Consider the following 14,983-nt stretch of genomic DNA (forward strand, 5'->3'; position numbering starts at 1 on the left):
TCACTCTCCGGCGATGGTCGGCTCGCCCTGCAGCGCGGCTGCGAGGTCGTCGACGTACTTCGGGAGGATGTACTTCAGCGACAGCACGGTCGGCGCGCTGATCGCGGAGGCGTCTGTGGCGTCCGCGTAGATCACGTAGGAACCCTTGGCGATCGGGTTCCAGCGCGACACGACCTTGTTCTCGACCGTGTACTCGCCCTCGGCGGCGGCGCCGCCCCAGGCGGCGAACAGGTCGGCCTGCACGTCGTAGAGCTTCTCGAGGCTGACACCGGTGTACCAGTTGTCGCCCTCGGCGCTGGCGAGGAAGCTGTCCATGGCCGAGGTGGAGGTGAAGCCGAGCGCCTCGGTGATGCGCACGCGGGGGTCGTACTCCAGGTAGACGCCCAGGTCGGTGCCGCCCTCGTTCAGGGTCAGGCCCCACACGAAGGTCTTGTCCTGGAACTCGGGGTGCTCGTCGGCGAGGGTCGTGATCTGCTCCTCGGTCTCGGCGATCAGCTCCTCGGCCTTGGCGTCCTCCGACAGCGCCTTGCCGACGGTGCGCGTCATGCCCTCCCAGGTGCCCGGGTTCCAGGGGCCCTCGACGTAGGGCACGGTCGGCGCGATCTCGCTGAGCCGCTCGTACTCGATGTCGCTCACGCCCGAGTACAGGCTGAGGATCAGGTCGGGCTTGAGGGCCTTGATCGCCTCGTAGTTGGGGCCGTCCTCCGTGAACGGGATGATCTCGGGGGTCTCGCCGTACTCCTCGGTGACGAAGTCCTCGAACCAGGGCTGGTAGCCGCTCTCGCCGGCGCCCCAGACCTCTTCGATGCCCACGGGGTTGGTGCCGAGGGCGGCGACGATGTCGGGCGTCATCCAGCCGAGGGCGACGACGCGCTGAGGCTTCTCCGGGATCACGGTCTCGCCGTGGCCGTGCTCGATGACCACGCCGTCGACGGAGGCAGAGGAGGGCGCGGATTCGGCGTTTTCGCCGCCGGTCGTGCACCCGGCCAGGGTGAGGGCGGCGGCGATGGCCGCGGCGACGAGAGCGGAGCCTCGCCGGATCTTCGGGCGCGCAGGAGCGTGCGACATGGTTCTCCTTCAGAGAGATGGGGAGGGGAGTGCCGCACCAACGCGGCGAGAAGTTAGGTAAGCATGCCCTAACAGATCGATGTTAGAACGCGGATAGCGCGGCCAGTGTCGATCGACGGACGACTTGTGTCGCTAAACAGACAGATCGGGTCGGATCGAGCGCGGGGCTCAGCGCCAGTAGAGGTGGTGCGCGGAGTCGGCCTGCACGCGAGCGACGTGTTGACGCGGCGTGAGACCGAACCTCTCCTTGAAGCTCGCGGAGAAGGCGCTGGTCGTCGCGTAGCCGCACCGGTGGGCCGCGGCGCCGATCGGGGTGCCGTCGACGATCAGGCGTGCGCCCAGGGTCATCCGCACTCCGGTGCGCCAGCGGCCGAACGTCATCCCGACGTCGTTCTGGAAGATGCGCAGCACGGTGCGCTCATGCAGCCCGTGGGCGAGGAAGAGCTCTCCGGCGCTGCGCGGGTCGCCGGGATCGTCCAGCACCGCCTGGACGAGGGCTCGCACGCGCTCGTCGGCGGGCAGCGGGACTTCTCCCCACCCGTCGAGGGCCTCTGGAGCCGGCTGCTGCAGCATCTCGATCAGCGTGGACTGGATGCGCACGCGCAGACCGGTGGGCATGTCGTTGATGCCGAGGTGCAGCAGCATCTCCTGCACGGCGCGCGGCACCAGCACCCGGGTGATGTCGTCGATCGGCGCGATCGCCGAGGCTGCAGGCAGGTAGGTGTAGCAGCCGACGGAGTCCCGCTCGTGATGCGCCGTGTGCGGCGTCCGTGCGGGGATCCACACGCCCTGCCCGGGGGCGAGACGCCACATCGCGTCCTTCAGATGTATCCACACGGTGCCGCGGTAGCACCACGCGAGCATCGCGTCGGCGTGGGAGTGCGGAGGGGAGAGCGGGCGGGTGCCGGTGTCGTCGCCGGTGACGACACCGGTCCCCATCAGGTACGGCTCCACCACGGTCGACGGATGCTCCGGGCTCGCGTCCCAGTCGTCCTGCCGGTAGGAGTTCATCGGCTGTCGTCGGCCGCGCCCGCCAGCCGCGCCTCGATCGGCGACCATCCGTCGTCCAGGATCGCGAAACCGGCGTCGAGCGTGGCGAGCTGGTCGTCGGTGTCGTTGACGAGCAGCTGCATCTGCAGGACGAAGCGGGAGTAGACCCTGATCTCGGCGGTGGGGTCCGAGAGTCCGAGTTCGTCGGCGATCGCCTCCGACAGGGCATCCTCGTGCCGGAGCCACATCCGCCCTGCGTACTCGCGCAGCGCCGGGGTCTCGTTCAGGAAGGTCATGAAGATGCGCGTGACGTCGTTGCCGTGCTCGTCGACATTGGCGCGGATCTCCGTGGAATAGAAGTCGTGGATCGCGCGATTGATCGTGCTGCCGGAAGGGCGGTCGCGCACGGCGGAGACGAGTCGGTCCCGCTGCTCGTCGTCCTCGTCGAAGACCAGCGCCTCCTTCTGGGGGAAGTGTGCGAAGACCGTGGTGGGGGAGACATCGGCGGCGTCCGCGACCTCTCGGATGCTCACGTTGTCGAAGCCGCGCTCGAGGAACATCATCGTCGCGACATCGGAGATCGCCTTGCGGGTCGCTGCCTTCTTCCGCTCGCGGCGTCCCATCGGCTCGGTGTTCGTCATGGGGCGAGTCTATCGCGAACTCGATACAAAACTGGCTTGACACCAAAACTGGTATCGGTACACTTTCGGTATGACTTCACTCATTCCCTCCGTGCGCGGCGTGAACCGCGCCTGGATCATGCTCGTCGTGCTGACGATGCTCACCGTCATCGGGATGACCGTCGTCCTCCCGGTGCTTCCCTTCGTCGTGCTCCAGTACGTCTCGGAGGAGAAGGACCTCGCGGTCTGGGTCGGCATCCTCGAAGCGGTCAACGGGCTCTGCGCCTTCCTCGTCGCGCCGTTCCTCGGGCGACTCTCCGACCGCTTCGGTCGCCGCCCGGTCATCATCGGGGCGGCATTCGGCGCCGCGTTCTCGATGGCGCTCTTCGGTATCGGCGGTGCACTGTGGGTGCTGGTGCTCGCCCGTGTGATCCAGGGGCTGACCGCCGGGGACATGCCGGCGCTGTTCGCCTACCTCGCCGACATCACACCGCCGGAGCAGCGGGCCAAGCGGTTCGGCCTGCTCGGAGCGCTCACCGGCATCGGCATGATGATCGGTCCGGCCGTGGGCGGTCTCCTCGCAGCGGTGAGCATCCAGTTGCCGGTCTTCGTGACCGCCGGCGTGGGGCTCGTGATCGCGATCCTCAGCATCTTCCTGCTCCCCGAGAGCCTCAAGCGGGAGAACCGCATCCCGCGGATCGCCCTGCGCGAGATCCAGCCGTTCGGCGTCTTCAAGGAGGCGTTCGGGCGCAAGGAGCTGCGGGGTCTGATGATCGCCTTCGGCGTGCTCGCGCTGCCGTTCGGCTTCTTCGTGAACAACTTCAGCGTGCTCGCCTTCGACGCGATCCAGTGGGGCCCGACGCAGATCGGTCTGCTGACGGCCGCCGTCGGCATCATCGACATCCTGATCCAGGGCGTGCTGCTGGGCATCCTGCTGCCCCGCATCGGGGAGCGCGGTGTGATCGTGAGCGCCATCATCGCGCAGATGATCGGTCTCATCGGTCTCGCCGTCGTCGCCTCGGTCTTCGCCCAGCCGTGGGTGTTCATCGTCGGCGCTCTCATGCTCGCCGCCGGCCAGGGCGCGTCGACCGCCGCGATGGACGGGGCGATGTCGAACGCGGTCGGTGATGACGAGCAGGGCTGGCTCGGCGGTGCGACGCAGTCGTTGGCCGCGGCGATGAACACCGCGGCCCCGCTCATCGCCGGTGCGCTGTACGTCACCGTCAGCCACGCGGCTCCGTACTGGCTCGGTGCGGCGCTCATGGTGGTCGCCGCGATCGTGGTCGCCCGCGCGCACATCGCCAACACGGCGAAGGTCGCGACGGACGGGACACCTGCCGAGCAGGTGGAAGCCCTCGCCTGACGCCGCGGTCGCCCCGGGGCCGTGGGCGGAGGATGATGGATGCATGCCCTCCGCCCACCGCCCCGGTCTGCGCGTCTCGGCCGGGGTCACGATCCCCGAGTCCGAGCTGTCGTGGCGGTTCTCGCGGTCATCCGGCCCCGGCGGACAGGGGGTGAACACCGCCGACTCCCGCGTCGAACTCGTGTGGGATGCCGCCGCCTCGACCGTGCTGTCACCGGTGCAGCGCGAGCGACTGCGGGAACGCCTCGGCGGTCGCCTGGTCGACGGCGTCCTGACGATCGCCGCCTCCGAGCACCGCGCACAGCTCCGCAATCGCGATGCGGCGCGGGAGCGCCTTGCTGCGCTGGTCGCCGAGGCCCTGCGTCCGCCGGCACCGCCGCGCAGGCCCACGAAGCCGAGCCGTGGTTCGAAGGAGCGCCGGCTCAAGGCGAAGCAGCGACGCACCGACGTCAAGCAGCTGCGTCAGCGCCCCCGCGACTCCTAGTCCTTGTCGCCGCCGCGCACCAGCTCCAGCCCGGCACCGGCGAACTGCCGCAGCGTCGCATCCGGCAGGAACGCCCGTGTCAGGGCTCCGCCGATCCGGGTGAGGTCGCTCTCGTCGCGGAACAGCAGGTACATGGTCTCGTAGCGCGGGTGGAACTTCTGCTTGAACCGGTGCAGTGACCCGAAACCGTACACGGGCTCGAGGGCCTCGGCGAGCCGATCGCTCAGCGCGGCGATCACTCCGGCATCCGGCGGATAGTCGTGCGCGAGCGGGGCGCCCGACAGCGACATGATCGCGGCACCCTCCTCCGAGAACTGCTGCGCCGACGACCCGATCAGATACTCCATCACCGGACCGAAGCCGCCCTCGCGGCGCCGCATCAGATCGAGCGTCCAGCCCTGCACCGTGCCGCCCTCGCCGTACACCGGGAGCCAGGAGAGGAAGCCGTCGACGTCTCCGTTCGGCGCCAGGGCGAGCGCGAGCCGCACTTCCGGGTCTTCGGCTTCCTCCAGCGTGCCCAGCGTGAAGCGCATCTCGGGGAGGTCCTTGTCGCCGACCCAGGCCTCGGAGATCGCCCGCAGCTGCTGCTGCACACCCCACGATTCAGACTTCAACTGCGTCATCCGGAAGGTCATGTCCTCGCGACCCGCCTTGTTGAGCGAGGTGCGCACCGAGTTCCATCGCTTCCCGGTGAAGGTGAGGCCCGGCAGGTCGACGATCGTGTCGTCCGCGACCACGATGCTGCGCCAGGTCGGGGGCACCGCGGCGCGAGTGGCCTCGTCCGCGCTGAAGAAGCAGGGGACCAGGCCGGCGAGCTCGGCATCGCGGATGAACTCCTCGACGGCGGTGACCCGCAGCGGGGCGGGACCGATCGGATCGGCGAGCGCCAGTGCCACGCCGTTGCGCCGCTGATAGGCGACGATGCCCCCGTTGGTGCGCGCGTAGCTGTTGCCGTCCCACGTGGTCATCCACGACAGGGTGCCGCCGCCATGCGTGCGCAGCTCGGTCTTCACATCATCGATCGCGGGCGGCGGTTGGATGCCGAGCGTGGAGCGACGCTTGGCCCGGAACGCGCGGCGCACCCACACGAGGTAGACGAGCATGATCAGCCAGAGGAACCCGTTGGCGATCACGAGCTCGGTGTCGCCGTCCCAATGCACATCGAGCTCGGCCTGGCTGGTCAGGATGATGAGCGCCAGCACCAAAGCGGCGCTGAGCAGGTTGAACAGACCGAGCAGGATCGCGAGCACCCAGGCGAAGCGTCGTCCGCGACGCAGACCGTTCACCAGCACGAGGATCACGACGAGGTCGATCGCGAGATCGATGAATCCGCCGGAAGCGGGACTGGTCGGTCCGAACGGGCCGTCGGTCGCCATCAAGGTCGTGATGATCTCCACCGCCCCCAGCACGAGGATCGCCACCACGGCGATGAGCCTTTGCTCGCGCACGGTGGTGTGGCGCACGCGCAGCGACCGGTCGACGACCAGGATCAGCAGCACCGCGAGCAGGTGTTCGAGGTCGGCGACCTTGCCCCAGAACAGCATCGCGATGAAGACGAATCCGAGCAGGATCAGCCAGCCGCGCACCCGCCACGGCGGGCGGAAGAGGCCGACCGCTGCCGCGATGCAGGCCATGGTGCCGCCGGATGCTCCGACGTCGAGCGCCTGCGCCTGAGTCGTGGCCCATGCCCACGGGAACTGCGAGAGCGCGAGCAGCAGGAGCGCGGTGGCGAAGATCGCGAAGAGCTGACCGACCCAGTAGTAGGCGAGGGCCACGCGCGATCCGCGCCGGAACTCCAGATACGCCATGCCCCAGAAGCCGGTGATCGTGAAGACGTACACCCAGGGCTGGTTGACGAAGAACGTGCCGGTCAGCGGGGTCCACCACCTGCCCTCGGCGAGGTTCGGCAACCCGTACGCCACCGTGCGGAACAGCGCCGTGTCTTCGAACGGGGTCCACAGTCCGTGCCAGACCACGCCCACCACGAGGATCAGCAGCACCATCGACAGCGTCGCCGGGATGCGCTTCACCACGGAGAGCACGTGATTCGGCGTGTGCGTTCGCGCCTCGGTCATGCGCTCAGCGTAGCGAGGGCGGCGGAGGCGCGGGGGTGGCGCGGCGCGGTACGTAGTGCGCCCACGCCCAACGGAAACCGAACCCGCCGTATGTCATGAAGCCTGCGCAGCAGATCGCCCCGACGGCGATGCCGACCCCCACCGCCCAGGAGAAGGAACCGCCTCCGACGATCACCGCGGCACCGCACAGCAGACCGCTGACGCACGCGTTGACGACGATCAGCAGCATGACCGAGCTTCCGAGCAGGATGCTGACGCTGCGCGGTCGCAGGAACGAGTAGGTCCTCTTCATGCCCGCTTCATCGTCGAAGGGGGACGCCAGGAAGACGTCAGCGACCGCCGGATCGAGGTCGACGTACGCGCCGCGCAGGCGGTTCATCGCGACGACGTACATCATGTCCTCCTCCGACACGTTCATCACACGGATCTGGGTCATGACGCCGATCAGCGCGAGGAAGCCGAGGATCGCGAGCGACGCACCGCCGAACCACTCGCGGAAATCCGAGGCCTGCCCGAGGAGCCCGATCGTCACGAGTCCCGCCGAGACCAGCGTGAGGAAGATCGTGATGCGGGTGAGCACTTCGCTCTGCGCCGTGCTGCGGGCCGCGAGCAGTCCCCAGTGCTCGGTCGCCAGGATCTGCGCGCGTCGACCGAGCATCGCGTCCGACTCCGGCGTCGGACGGACGCTCGATCCCGCGGATTCCGGGCCCGTGGTCCTCTGCGGCGGAGGACTCTCGGGCAGCGAGCTCTCGCTCATAGCGACATTGTGCACCCGTATGTGCTCGGCCGACAGCGGCTTCTGCGTCGGAGCATCCCCTCTTCCCTCCCGCTGCTCTTCCCTCCCGCTGCCGTTCGGTGTGGGATGGAGGAGGAGGGACGCATGAAGATCAGACGGGGCGAGATGCTCGCGGTGATGACTGCCGCGATGCTGGTGCTCGCCGCGTGCACGCCGTCGCCCGGATCCGCTCCGGTCGGAACCGATCCCGAGCCGTCGCCCGAGGTCATCGCCGAAGAACTCGACGTGCCGTGGTCGATCGCGTTCCACGAGGGGATCGCGCTCGTGAGCGAACGCGACAGCGGACGTGTGGCGGAGCTCGGCGATGACGGCGCGGTCCGTGAGGTCGCCGTCATCGACGACGTGACCGCCGCCGGCGAGGGTGGGCTGCTCGGCCTCGCGGTGCTCGACGGCGACGTGTACACGTACTTCACCGCGGCCGACGGGAACCGCATCGAGCGCCGCGCGATCCTCGGCGCAGCCGGAGCGCTCGCACTAGGCCCTCCCACGACCGTGATCGACGGCATCCCGGCTGCCGGGAACCACAACGGCGGCCGCATCGCGTTCGGACCGGACGGCATGCTGTACGTCGCGGTCGGCGATGCGGGGGATCGCGACAGCGCGCAGGATCTCGATGCTCTCTCCGGCAAGATCCTCCGGCTGACCCCCGACGGCGCGGTGCCGGACGACAATCCGTTCGAGGGGTCGCCGGTGTACAGCTACGGCCACCGCAATCCGCAGGGCATCGCCTGGGATGACGAGGGGACGATGTACGCGAGCGAGTTCGGGCAGGACACCTGGGATGAGCTCAACGTGATCGAGGCGGGCGGCAACTACGGATGGCCGGTCGTCGAGGGCGTCGCGGACGACGGCGATCACATCGACCCCGTGCAGCAGTGGGCGCCGTCGGACGCCAGCCCCAGCGGCATCGCGGTGGTGGACGGCCGGATCGTGATCGCGAACCTGCGCGGGGAGCGGCTGCGGGTCGTGCCGCTCGATGACCTGGCGACGGCATCCGAATGGTTCCGTGGAGGGTACGGACGCCTGCGAGACGCGGTGGTCGCGCCTGACGGGTCGCTCTGGGTCCTCACGAACAACACCGACGGCCGCGGCGATCCGGCAGACGGCGACGACCGGATCCTGCGACTCGGCGTCGGCTGATCCGGGCGGAGGGAAGGGCTACTCGCCGCGCAGCGCCCGGCGCAGCTGGGTGACCTCGTCGGCGGTCAGGCCTCCGCTGCGCAGGTACGCGGCCGCATCACCGTGCTCGGTCTCGATCCAGTCGAGCGCGGCCTCGATGGCCGAGGCCGGCGATTCGGTCGCGAGCGTCTTCAGGCGGGGGGTGAGCGGCACGCCGATCGCGGTGATCAACCCGGTCAGCGCCTCTGCGAAACCGCGCGCGAGGTTCTCACCCGTCTGCGTGTAGTCCTCGACGATGACCTCGCGCGGCACGCCGGCGACCTGCAACAGCAGGGCCGCCGCGAGACCGGTGCGGTCCTTGCCGGCGGTGCAGTGGAAGAGCACTCCGGGCCGATCGGTGCCGGACGCGGTGATCACGGCACGAGCGAGCGTCGCGAACTGCGCGGCGCTGCCTCCGAGGATCGCGGTGTACAGATCCTCCAGCGTCGGCACCTGGTCGAGGACCTCGGCGAGCTGCGAGGCGGAGAGCGGGGTGCCGTCGGCGGCGGGCAGCAGCTTCTGCACCATCTCGTCCATGGCCCCGCCCTGCACCGACAGCGGGACGAACGTGACGCTGCCATCCGCCGGCAACCGATCGGCGGACCGGGATCGCTCGCCGTCCGTGCGCAGATCGATCACCGTACCGATCCGCAGATCGACCAGCGCCTGCAGGCCGTCGTCGGTCAGAGCGCCCAGCGCATCCGAGCGGAAGAGGATGCCGGAGGCCAGCGTCCCGCCATCCGACGTCGGCAATCCCGACAGCTCACGGGAGTTGTGCGTCACGGCCAGAACAGAGGTCAGATCCATCGTCGTCGGGTCCCTTCCACGGTGTGGCCCCAGCGTATCGGGGACATCGGGAGGGGGGACTAGCCCTGTCGGCTCCGTTCCTGGGGCCGACAGGGAGCCCGGCGTCAGCCGTTCACCGCCTTCTCGATCGCCTGCTCGAGGTCGTCCCACTCCTGCAGCACCACGGCTTCGCCGTCGATGAAGAACGACGGCGTGCTGCTCACGCCGAGTTTCTCGCCGTCGGCCTTGTCCGACTCGACGCGCTGCAGCGTGGCGGGGTCGGCGATCGCCGCATCGTAGGCATCCATGTCGAGTCCGAGGTCCTCGGCGAAGGCGCGGAACACCTCCGGCGTCTCCTCGGACCCCTCGCCCCACTGCGCCTGGGTCTCGAACAGCCGGTGGTACATGTCCTCGAAGCGGTCCTGCTGGGCTGCGGCCTCGGCGGCGAGTGCGGCCTGGGTCGAGTTGATGTGTCCGGGGAGCGGGAAGTACCGCACCACATAGGTGATATCGCCCGCGTAGGTCTCGCGCAGCTCCTCCACGATCGGGTAGAACGCGCCGCACGCCTCGCACTCGAAGTCGAGGAACTCGACGACCGTGACGGCATCCGCCCCGCCCTGGTCGAGCACGTGCGAGTCGGTGCGGACGGTCTGCAGCTTCTCTCCGGCTTGCGGCTCCGGCGCGGCAGCGCGCTGGTTGATGGCGAAGACGATGCCGACGATCAGCAGGACGATGGCGACGGCGATGGCGATCAGGGTCGCCTTGACAGAGGTTTTCATGGGGGTCTCCAGGTACAGGTGCAACGACAGGGGAAGGGCGCCGCGCGCGGCGGCTCGTTCGACGCGCTGTCGTTCAGGTGCGGGAGATGGAGAGCTGGATGAGGCTGAGAGCGGACGGGATCCGCTGCGGGCCGGCGCGCACGGGCGGTGCCGTCCGAGGTGTGCGCCCGACCGGCTCGGAGCTCCCGCCCGCGATCACGCGGCGCACCAGGAGCACCAGCGCGACGCCGCAGAGCACGGCGATCACGCAGAGAGCGGCATCCGACGACAGCACGTCCACTGCGGCGACCTCGTCATGGTGCTCGGCACCCGCTGCGGCAGCAGGAGCCGAGACGCCGGGTGCCAGGCAGAGGGCGGCATGCACGTCGGCATCGCCGCGGGAGGTCGACCAGGCACCCACGACGAGCAGCAGCGCGAGACCGAGAGCCGTGACGATCTTCGCCGGCAGCAGTTGCTCGGTCCGCGCTCGCTGCGGAAGGCGGGGCATCGAGGGCGGCATCTCCCGCGCAGTCTAGCAACGGCACTTCGGTGCGGAGCGGGAGGAGGACCCGGCTCCCGCCGACCCGCTTACACTGGAAGGGTGGCGAGACTACTGATCGTCGGCGGCTTCCTCGCCGCCGTGTTCTGGGTGTTCAGCATCGTCGACTGCGCTGTGCAGCCGGCGACGCGGCATCGTGGCGTGCGAAAGCCCGTGTGGCTGGCCATCGTGATCCTGATCCCGGTCATCGGCGGCATCCTCTGGTTCGTGATCGGACGCCGTCGTGCCAACGACCAGGGTGTCACCCGGACGCTCGCTCCCGATGATGACCCCGCATTCCTGCGCAGCATCAGCAAGACCGAGCAGGATGCGCGCATCCGTCGCCTCGAAGAGGAACTCGCCCGCCTGGACGACGAGACCGACGAAGGTCCGTCGCCGGAACCTCGCGCGTGACCTCGTCGCCCGCCTCCGATGCTGCGGCATCGCTGATCGCCGAGCTCATCGCGCACGGTGTGCGCGACCTCGTGCTCTCGCCGGGATCACGTTCTCAGGCGCTCGCGCTCGCCGCGGTCCGTCGCGCGGATGACGGCCTGCTGCGGGTCCACGTGCGCATCGATGAGCGCGTCGCCGGGTTCACCGCGCTCGGTATCGGGCGCGAGACCGGTGTCCCGGCCGCGGTGTTGTGCACCTCGGGCACGGCCGCGGCGAACCTCCTGCCCGCCGCCATGGAAGCCTTCCACTCCGGTGTCCCGCTCCTGCTGCTGACCGCCGACCGCCCTCCGGAGCTGCGCGGCGTCGGCGCGAACCAGGCCACCGTCCAACCGGGGATGTTCGCCTCCTGGGCGCGCGAAGAGATCGATGCACCGGTGCCCGTGGACGGCGCCGAGTGGTCGGGACTGGCGGCTCGCGCCGTCGCCGTCGCACTCGGCGCTGACGCGGCGCACGGCCATGCCGGAGTGGCCGGCCCCGTGCATCTCAATCTGCCGTCCCGTGAGCCGCTGTCGGGCGGCTCCTCCGCGATCGACGTGGCCCCCGGCATTGCCCCTGTCATCGCGACGGGCGACGCTCTCGTGCTGGAACGAGGGCCTCGCACGGTCGTGATCGCCGGTGCGGATGCCGGGACCCGGGCCGAGGAGATCGCCCACGCCGGAGCCTGGCCCCTGATCGCCGAGATCGTCAGCGGAGCGCGGTTCGGGCGCCAGATCGTGCACGGCTACCGCGGGCTCCTGCGCCGCGACGACCTCGGCGGGCGCATCGAGCGTGCCGTCGTGCTCGGGCATCCGACGCTCAGCCGAGAGGTCACGGCGCTGCTGTCCCGCCCGGATGTCGATGTCGTGGCGGTGCGGCGAGGCGGCGAGCAGCTCGACCTGAACCACCGCACCCGCGCGGCCGCGTCCGTGGCCGTCGCCGACGGCGCCCCCGACCGGGAGTGGCTCGGCGCCTGGCTCGAAGCATCGGCCGAGCTGGCCGTCGACCTCAGCGAATCCGCACCCGACCAGGACGGGCTCTCCTCCACGCACTTCGCGGCGCGACGCGAGGCCGTGCGGGCCGAGCTGGACGCGGTGCGCCGACCGCTCGACCGCGAGCTGCTCGTCGACTCCGTGTGGCGGGCCACCTGGCCGCACGACCGGCTGGTGTTCGGGTCCTCGCGGCTGGTGCGCGTGGCGGATGCGGTGCTCGGCGGCAAGAAGGTGCCGGTGCACGCGAACCGCGGTCTCGCGGGCATCGACGGCACGATCGCCACAGCCACCGGCATCGCGCTCGCGAGTCAGGCGGGCGGCGCCCCCGGCGTCACACGGGTGCTGCTCGGCGACCTCACGTTCCTGCACGACGTCGGCGCCCTGCTCCTGCCTCCGGACGAGACGGAACCGCGGCTGCAGGTCATCGTCGGCAACGACGGCGGCGGCACGATCTTCGATTCGCTCGAAGTCGCCGGATCCGCTCCGCCGGCCGATCTGGATCGCGCCTTCTACACGCCGCACACCGTGCGCCTCGAGCACCTCGCCCTCGCCTACGGCTGGGAGTATCAGCGGGTGACCACCCGCACGGCTCTCGACCAGGTGCTCACGACGCCCGTCGGCGGGCGTCAACTGATCGAGGTCCCGCTGCCGCGGTGAACGTCGCACGTGCGGAACCGCCCGAGAGTGGGCAGGATGAGCACATGATGAACGCACACCGCTGGGCAGACATCCTCCGCGTCGACGAAGGGTTCCGTCTCGCCGACGTCGACCCGGGAAGCACGCCAGGGTACGAGCACGGCAAGTCGCACGGTGCGCGTGACCTCGAGAAGGGGCTGGCGTCGCTGAACACCCTCCAGGAACGCCTGTTCGCCGAGAGTCGCGCGGGCATCGCGAAGGACGCGGTGCTCCTGGTCCTGCAGGCGATGGACTCGGCGGGCAAGGGCGGCATCGTGCGTCATGTCGTCGGCGGTGTCGATCCGCAGGGGGTGGCCCTCGCGGCGTTCAAGGCGCCGACCGCCGAGGAGCGGGAGCATGATTTCCTCTGGCGCATCGAGAAGCGCCTTCCGGAGCCGGGGTTCATCGGCGTCTTCGATCGATCGCACTACGAAGATGTGCTGATCGGCAGGGTCCGTGCCCTCGCCGACCCGTCGGAGATCGAGCGGCGCTATGACGCCATCAACGCGTTCGAGGCGCAGGTCGCGGCATCCGGCGTGCGCATCATCAAGGTCATGCTGCACATCTCGCCCGACGAGCAGAAGGCACGCCTGCGCGAACGCCTCGAGCGTCCGGACAAGCACTGGAAGTACAACCCCGGTGATGTCGACGAGCGTCTGCTCTGGCCGCAGTACATGGAGGCGTACCAGACCGTCTTCGACCGCACGTCGACCGACGAGGCGCCGTGGCACGTGATCCCGGCGAACAGCAAGTGGTACGCGCGGCTCGCCGTGCAGGAGCTGCTGCTCGCGGCGCTGGAGGACATCGATCCGCAGTGGCCGGTGGCGGAGTTCGACGTCGAGGCCGAGAAGAAGCGTCTCGAAGCGAGCTGAGCGTCGGGTGGCCTCCGTAACTCCGGAGAATCGCGCCGGATTCGGGCCGCACCTCTGACGACGCCGCGCGGGCGGCCCGGATCTCCGGAGTTGTGGAGCGGCCTCAGGCCAGCGCGTCGACCAGCGGGCGGAACTTCACCCGCGTCTCGAGCAGCTCGGATTCCGGATCGGAGCCCGCGACGATCCCTGCTCCCGCATAGGCGGTGACGTGGATGTCGTCGTCGCCTGCGTCGAACTGCGCGCACCGCAGAGCGATCGCCCACTCGCCGTTGCCCGCCGCGTCGACCCAGCCGACCGGTCCGGCGTAGCGACCCCGGTCGAAGGGCTCGAGTTCGCGGATCACGCCGATCGCGATCGTGGTCGGGGTCCCGGCGACCGCAGCGGTCGGATGCAGGGCACCGATCAGGTCGAGTGCCGATTCGCCCTCCGCGAGCTCGCCCTCGACATCGGTCGCGAGGTGGAACAGGTTCGGCAGCTTGAGCAGGAACGGCTGCTCGCTCGCGGCGAGGGCACGGGTGTGCGGGCGGAGCGAGGCGAGCACGCTCTGCACGGCGTACTGATGCTCGTCGAGGTCCTTCGTGCTGGAGGCCAGGGCCGCCGAGGCGGCGGTGTCGGCATCCGCGTCCGCGCCGCGTCCGACCGTGCCGGCGAGCACGCGTGCGGTCACGGTGCGGTTCTGCACGGTCACCAGAGTCTCGGGGCTCGCGCCGATGAGTCCGTCGACCGCGAAGGCCCAGGTGTCGGGGTAGCCGGTCGAGAGTGCGCGCACCAGCCTCCGCAGATCGGAACCGGCCGGGATGGTGCCGGTGAGGTCGCGCGCGAGCACGACCTTGCTCAGCTCGCCCTGCGCGATGCGCCCCAGCGCCTGACGCACCGAGTCCTGGTATCCCTGCGGGCTCTGCGCACCGGGACCTACTGTGCCGGCCCAGTGCGGGCCGTACGGCTGGTCTTCTGTGACGACCGGGGCGTCTGCATCCGCGACGCGGATGGTCGTGCGCCAGAACGTGTGGCCGTGCCGTCCGATGACCTGCGAGGGGATCACGAGCACGCTGTCGGAGGCGGACTTCTCGTCGAAGGCGAGTGCGCCGAACGCGACGAGGCCGGTGCCGGGCAGGGCGACCGGGTCGTCGATCCGCGCTCCGGATGCCAGGTAGCGCCAGGCTGTCGCGAGGGCGGAACTGCGTAACCCCGTCGAGCCGGCGGACGCGCGCAGCTCTCGCAGCGGCGCGCCTACCGCGACGATGCCGTCACCGCGTCGCAGCCACGCCAGCGGGCGTGCGGGGTCTGCGGCGGCCAGAAGATCCTCGACCGGATCGATCTCTCGGGTCTCGACGACCAGCGTGCTGCTCACCGCTCCAGCCTAAGACGCGGCGCTGGGC

The 14,983-nt window shown here is 69.8% G+C and carries 15 protein-coding genes; 6 read left to right on the forward strand and 9 right to left on the reverse strand.

The genetic code is table 11. The annotated features are described in order from the left end of the window. From FB560_RS02550 to FB560_RS02560, 3 genes are all read right to left on the reverse strand, one after another. On the reverse strand, positions 1–1,068 hold the full coding sequence (locus FB560_RS02550; protein ID WP_141870927.1) for an ABC transporter substrate-binding protein: 1,068 nt from the start codon (positions 1,066–1,068) through the stop codon (positions 1–3). A gap of 168 nt (positions 1,069–1,236) precedes the next feature. Further along, positions 1,237–2,079, reverse strand: coding sequence for a helix-turn-helix transcriptional regulator (locus tag FB560_RS02555; protein ID WP_141870928.1), 843 nt, complete (start codon positions 2,077–2,079; stop codon positions 1,237–1,239). Further along, positions 2,076–2,699 carry a TetR/AcrR family transcriptional regulator gene (locus tag FB560_RS02560; RefSeq protein ID WP_141870929.1) on the reverse strand — a complete coding sequence of 208 codons (624 nt, stop codon included), beginning with the start codon at positions 2,697–2,699 and terminating at the stop codon, positions 2,076–2,078. The genes FB560_RS02555 and FB560_RS02560 overlap by 4 nt, the downstream gene beginning before the upstream one ends. 70 nt (positions 2,700–2,769) lie before the next feature. On the opposite strand from FB560_RS02560, the gene FB560_RS02565 reads away from it, so the two are divergent. Continuing rightward, complete coding sequence (locus tag FB560_RS02565) at positions 2,770–4,041, forward strand: MFS transporter (RefSeq protein WP_229673312.1); 1,272 nt, start codon at positions 2,770–2,772, stop codon at positions 4,039–4,041. Between the two features lie 43 nt (positions 4,042–4,084). Further along, entirely contained in the window at positions 4,085–4,525 is a 441-nt protein-coding gene (gene arfB / locus FB560_RS02570) for an alternative ribosome rescue aminoacyl-tRNA hydrolase ArfB (RefSeq protein WP_141870930.1), read from the forward strand. Here the strand turns inward: arfB and FB560_RS02575 are convergent. Continuing rightward, positions 4,522–6,600 carry a bifunctional lysylphosphatidylglycerol flippase/synthetase MprF gene (locus FB560_RS02575; RefSeq protein ID WP_141870931.1) on the reverse strand — a complete coding sequence of 693 codons (2,079 nt, stop codon included), beginning with the start codon at positions 6,598–6,600 and terminating at the stop codon, positions 4,522–4,524. The two genes, arfB and FB560_RS02575, sit on opposite strands and share 4 nt — an antisense overlap. A gap of 4 nt (positions 6,601–6,604) precedes the next feature. Next, the gene (locus FB560_RS02580) at positions 6,605–7,357 is read right to left on the reverse strand and encodes a hypothetical protein (protein ID WP_141870932.1); all 753 of its coding nucleotides are present in this window, start codon (positions 7,355–7,357) and stop codon (positions 6,605–6,607) included. Between the two features lie 123 nt (positions 7,358–7,480). Between FB560_RS02580 and FB560_RS02585 the strand changes: the two genes are divergently transcribed. Next, positions 7,481–8,536: a PQQ-dependent sugar dehydrogenase gene (locus tag FB560_RS02585; protein ID WP_211349940.1), complete on the forward strand. Its 1,056-nt coding sequence runs from the start codon at positions 7,481–7,483 to the stop codon at positions 8,534–8,536. An 18-nt stretch (positions 8,537–8,554) separates the two neighbouring features. On the opposite strand, the gene FB560_RS02590 is transcribed toward FB560_RS02585, so the two are convergent. From FB560_RS02590 to FB560_RS02600, 3 genes are all read right to left on the reverse strand, one after another. After that, positions 8,555–9,361 (reverse strand): tyrosine-protein phosphatase, encoded by an 807-nt coding sequence (locus FB560_RS02590; RefSeq protein WP_141870934.1) that lies wholly within the window; start codon positions 9,359–9,361, stop codon positions 8,555–8,557. Between the two features lie 104 nt (positions 9,362–9,465). Beyond that, positions 9,466–10,119, reverse strand: coding sequence for a DsbA family protein (locus FB560_RS02595; protein ID WP_141870935.1), 654 nt, complete (start codon positions 10,117–10,119; stop codon positions 9,466–9,468). A 73-nt stretch (positions 10,120–10,192) separates the two neighbouring features. Next, complete coding sequence (locus tag FB560_RS02600; protein ID WP_229673309.1) at positions 10,193–10,618, reverse strand: hypothetical protein; 426 nt, start codon at positions 10,616–10,618, stop codon at positions 10,193–10,195. Between the two features lie 81 nt (positions 10,619–10,699). Here FB560_RS02600 and FB560_RS02605 point away from each other — a divergent pair, with 81 nt between their 5' ends. The 3 genes from FB560_RS02605 to FB560_RS02615 are packed head-to-tail and all read left to right on the forward strand — an operon-like array spanning position 10,700 to position 13,604. Continuing rightward, positions 10,700–11,050: a PLD nuclease N-terminal domain-containing protein gene (locus FB560_RS02605; protein ID WP_141870936.1), complete on the forward strand. Its 351-nt coding sequence runs from the start codon at positions 10,700–10,702 to the stop codon at positions 11,048–11,050. Next, complete coding sequence (gene menD / locus FB560_RS02610) at positions 11,047–12,714, forward strand: 2-succinyl-5-enolpyruvyl-6-hydroxy-3-cyclohexene-1-carboxylic-acid synthase (RefSeq protein ID WP_141870937.1); 1,668 nt, start codon at positions 11,047–11,049, stop codon at positions 12,712–12,714. Before FB560_RS02605 ends, menD begins: the two co-directional genes overlap by 4 nt. 44 nt (positions 12,715–12,758) lie before the next feature. Next, positions 12,759–13,604, forward strand: coding sequence for a PPK2 family polyphosphate kinase (locus FB560_RS02615; RefSeq protein WP_141870938.1), 846 nt, complete (start codon positions 12,759–12,761; stop codon positions 13,602–13,604). A gap of 103 nt (positions 13,605–13,707) precedes the next feature. Here the strand turns inward: FB560_RS02615 and FB560_RS02620 are convergent, their stop codons facing one another. After that, a complete protein-coding gene (locus FB560_RS02620; protein ID WP_141870939.1) occupies positions 13,708–14,955 on the reverse strand; it encodes an isochorismate synthase in 1,248 nt (415 codons plus the stop codon). Positions 14,956–14,983 lie beyond the last annotated feature (28 nt).

This window comes from Microbacterium saperdae, assembly GCF_006716345.1.
GTDB lineage: Bacteria > Actinomycetota > Actinomycetes > Actinomycetales > Microbacteriaceae > Microbacterium > Microbacterium saperdae.

Bases quoted from the DNA above. Each gene is read 5' to 3' on its own strand.
- FB560_RS02600 (WP_229673309.1), bottom strand. From the start codon at position 10,618: ATGCCGCCCTCGATGCCCCGCCTTCCGCAGCGAGCGCGGACCGAGCAA.
- FB560_RS02575 (WP_141870931.1), bottom strand. From the start codon at position 6,600: ATGACCGAGGCGCGAACGCACACGCCGAATCACGTGCTCTCCGTGGTG.
- FB560_RS02555 (WP_141870928.1), bottom strand. From the start codon at position 2,079: ATGAACTCCTACCGGCAGGACGACTGGGACGCGAGCCCGGAGCATCCG.
- FB560_RS02580 (WP_141870932.1), bottom strand. From the start codon at position 7,357: ATGAGCGAGAGCTCGCTGCCCGAGAGTCCTCCGCCGCAGAGGACCACG.
- FB560_RS02565 (WP_229673312.1), top strand. From the start codon at position 2,770: ATGACTTCACTCATTCCCTCCGTGCGCGGCGTGAACCGCGCCTGGATC.
- FB560_RS02560 (WP_141870929.1), bottom strand. From the start codon at position 2,699: ATGACGAACACCGAGCCGATGGGACGCCGCGAGCGGAAGAAGGCAGCG.
- arfB (WP_141870930.1), top strand. From the start codon at position 4,085: ATGCCCTCCGCCCACCGCCCCGGTCTGCGCGTCTCGGCCGGGGTCACG.
- FB560_RS02595 (WP_141870935.1), bottom strand. From the start codon at position 10,119: ATGAAAACCTCTGTCAAGGCGACCCTGATCGCCATCGCCGTCGCCATC.
- FB560_RS02585 (WP_211349940.1), top strand. From the start codon at position 7,481: ATGAAGATCAGACGGGGCGAGATGCTCGCGGTGATGACTGCCGCGATG.
- FB560_RS02590 (WP_141870934.1), bottom strand. From the start codon at position 9,361: ATGGATCTGACCTCTGTTCTGGCCGTGACGCACAACTCCCGTGAGCTG.
- FB560_RS02615 (WP_141870938.1), top strand. From the start codon at position 12,759: ATGATGAACGCACACCGCTGGGCAGACATCCTCCGCGTCGACGAAGGG.
- FB560_RS02550 (WP_141870927.1), bottom strand. From the start codon at position 1,068: ATGTCGCACGCTCCTGCGCGCCCGAAGATCCGGCGAGGCTCCGCTCTC.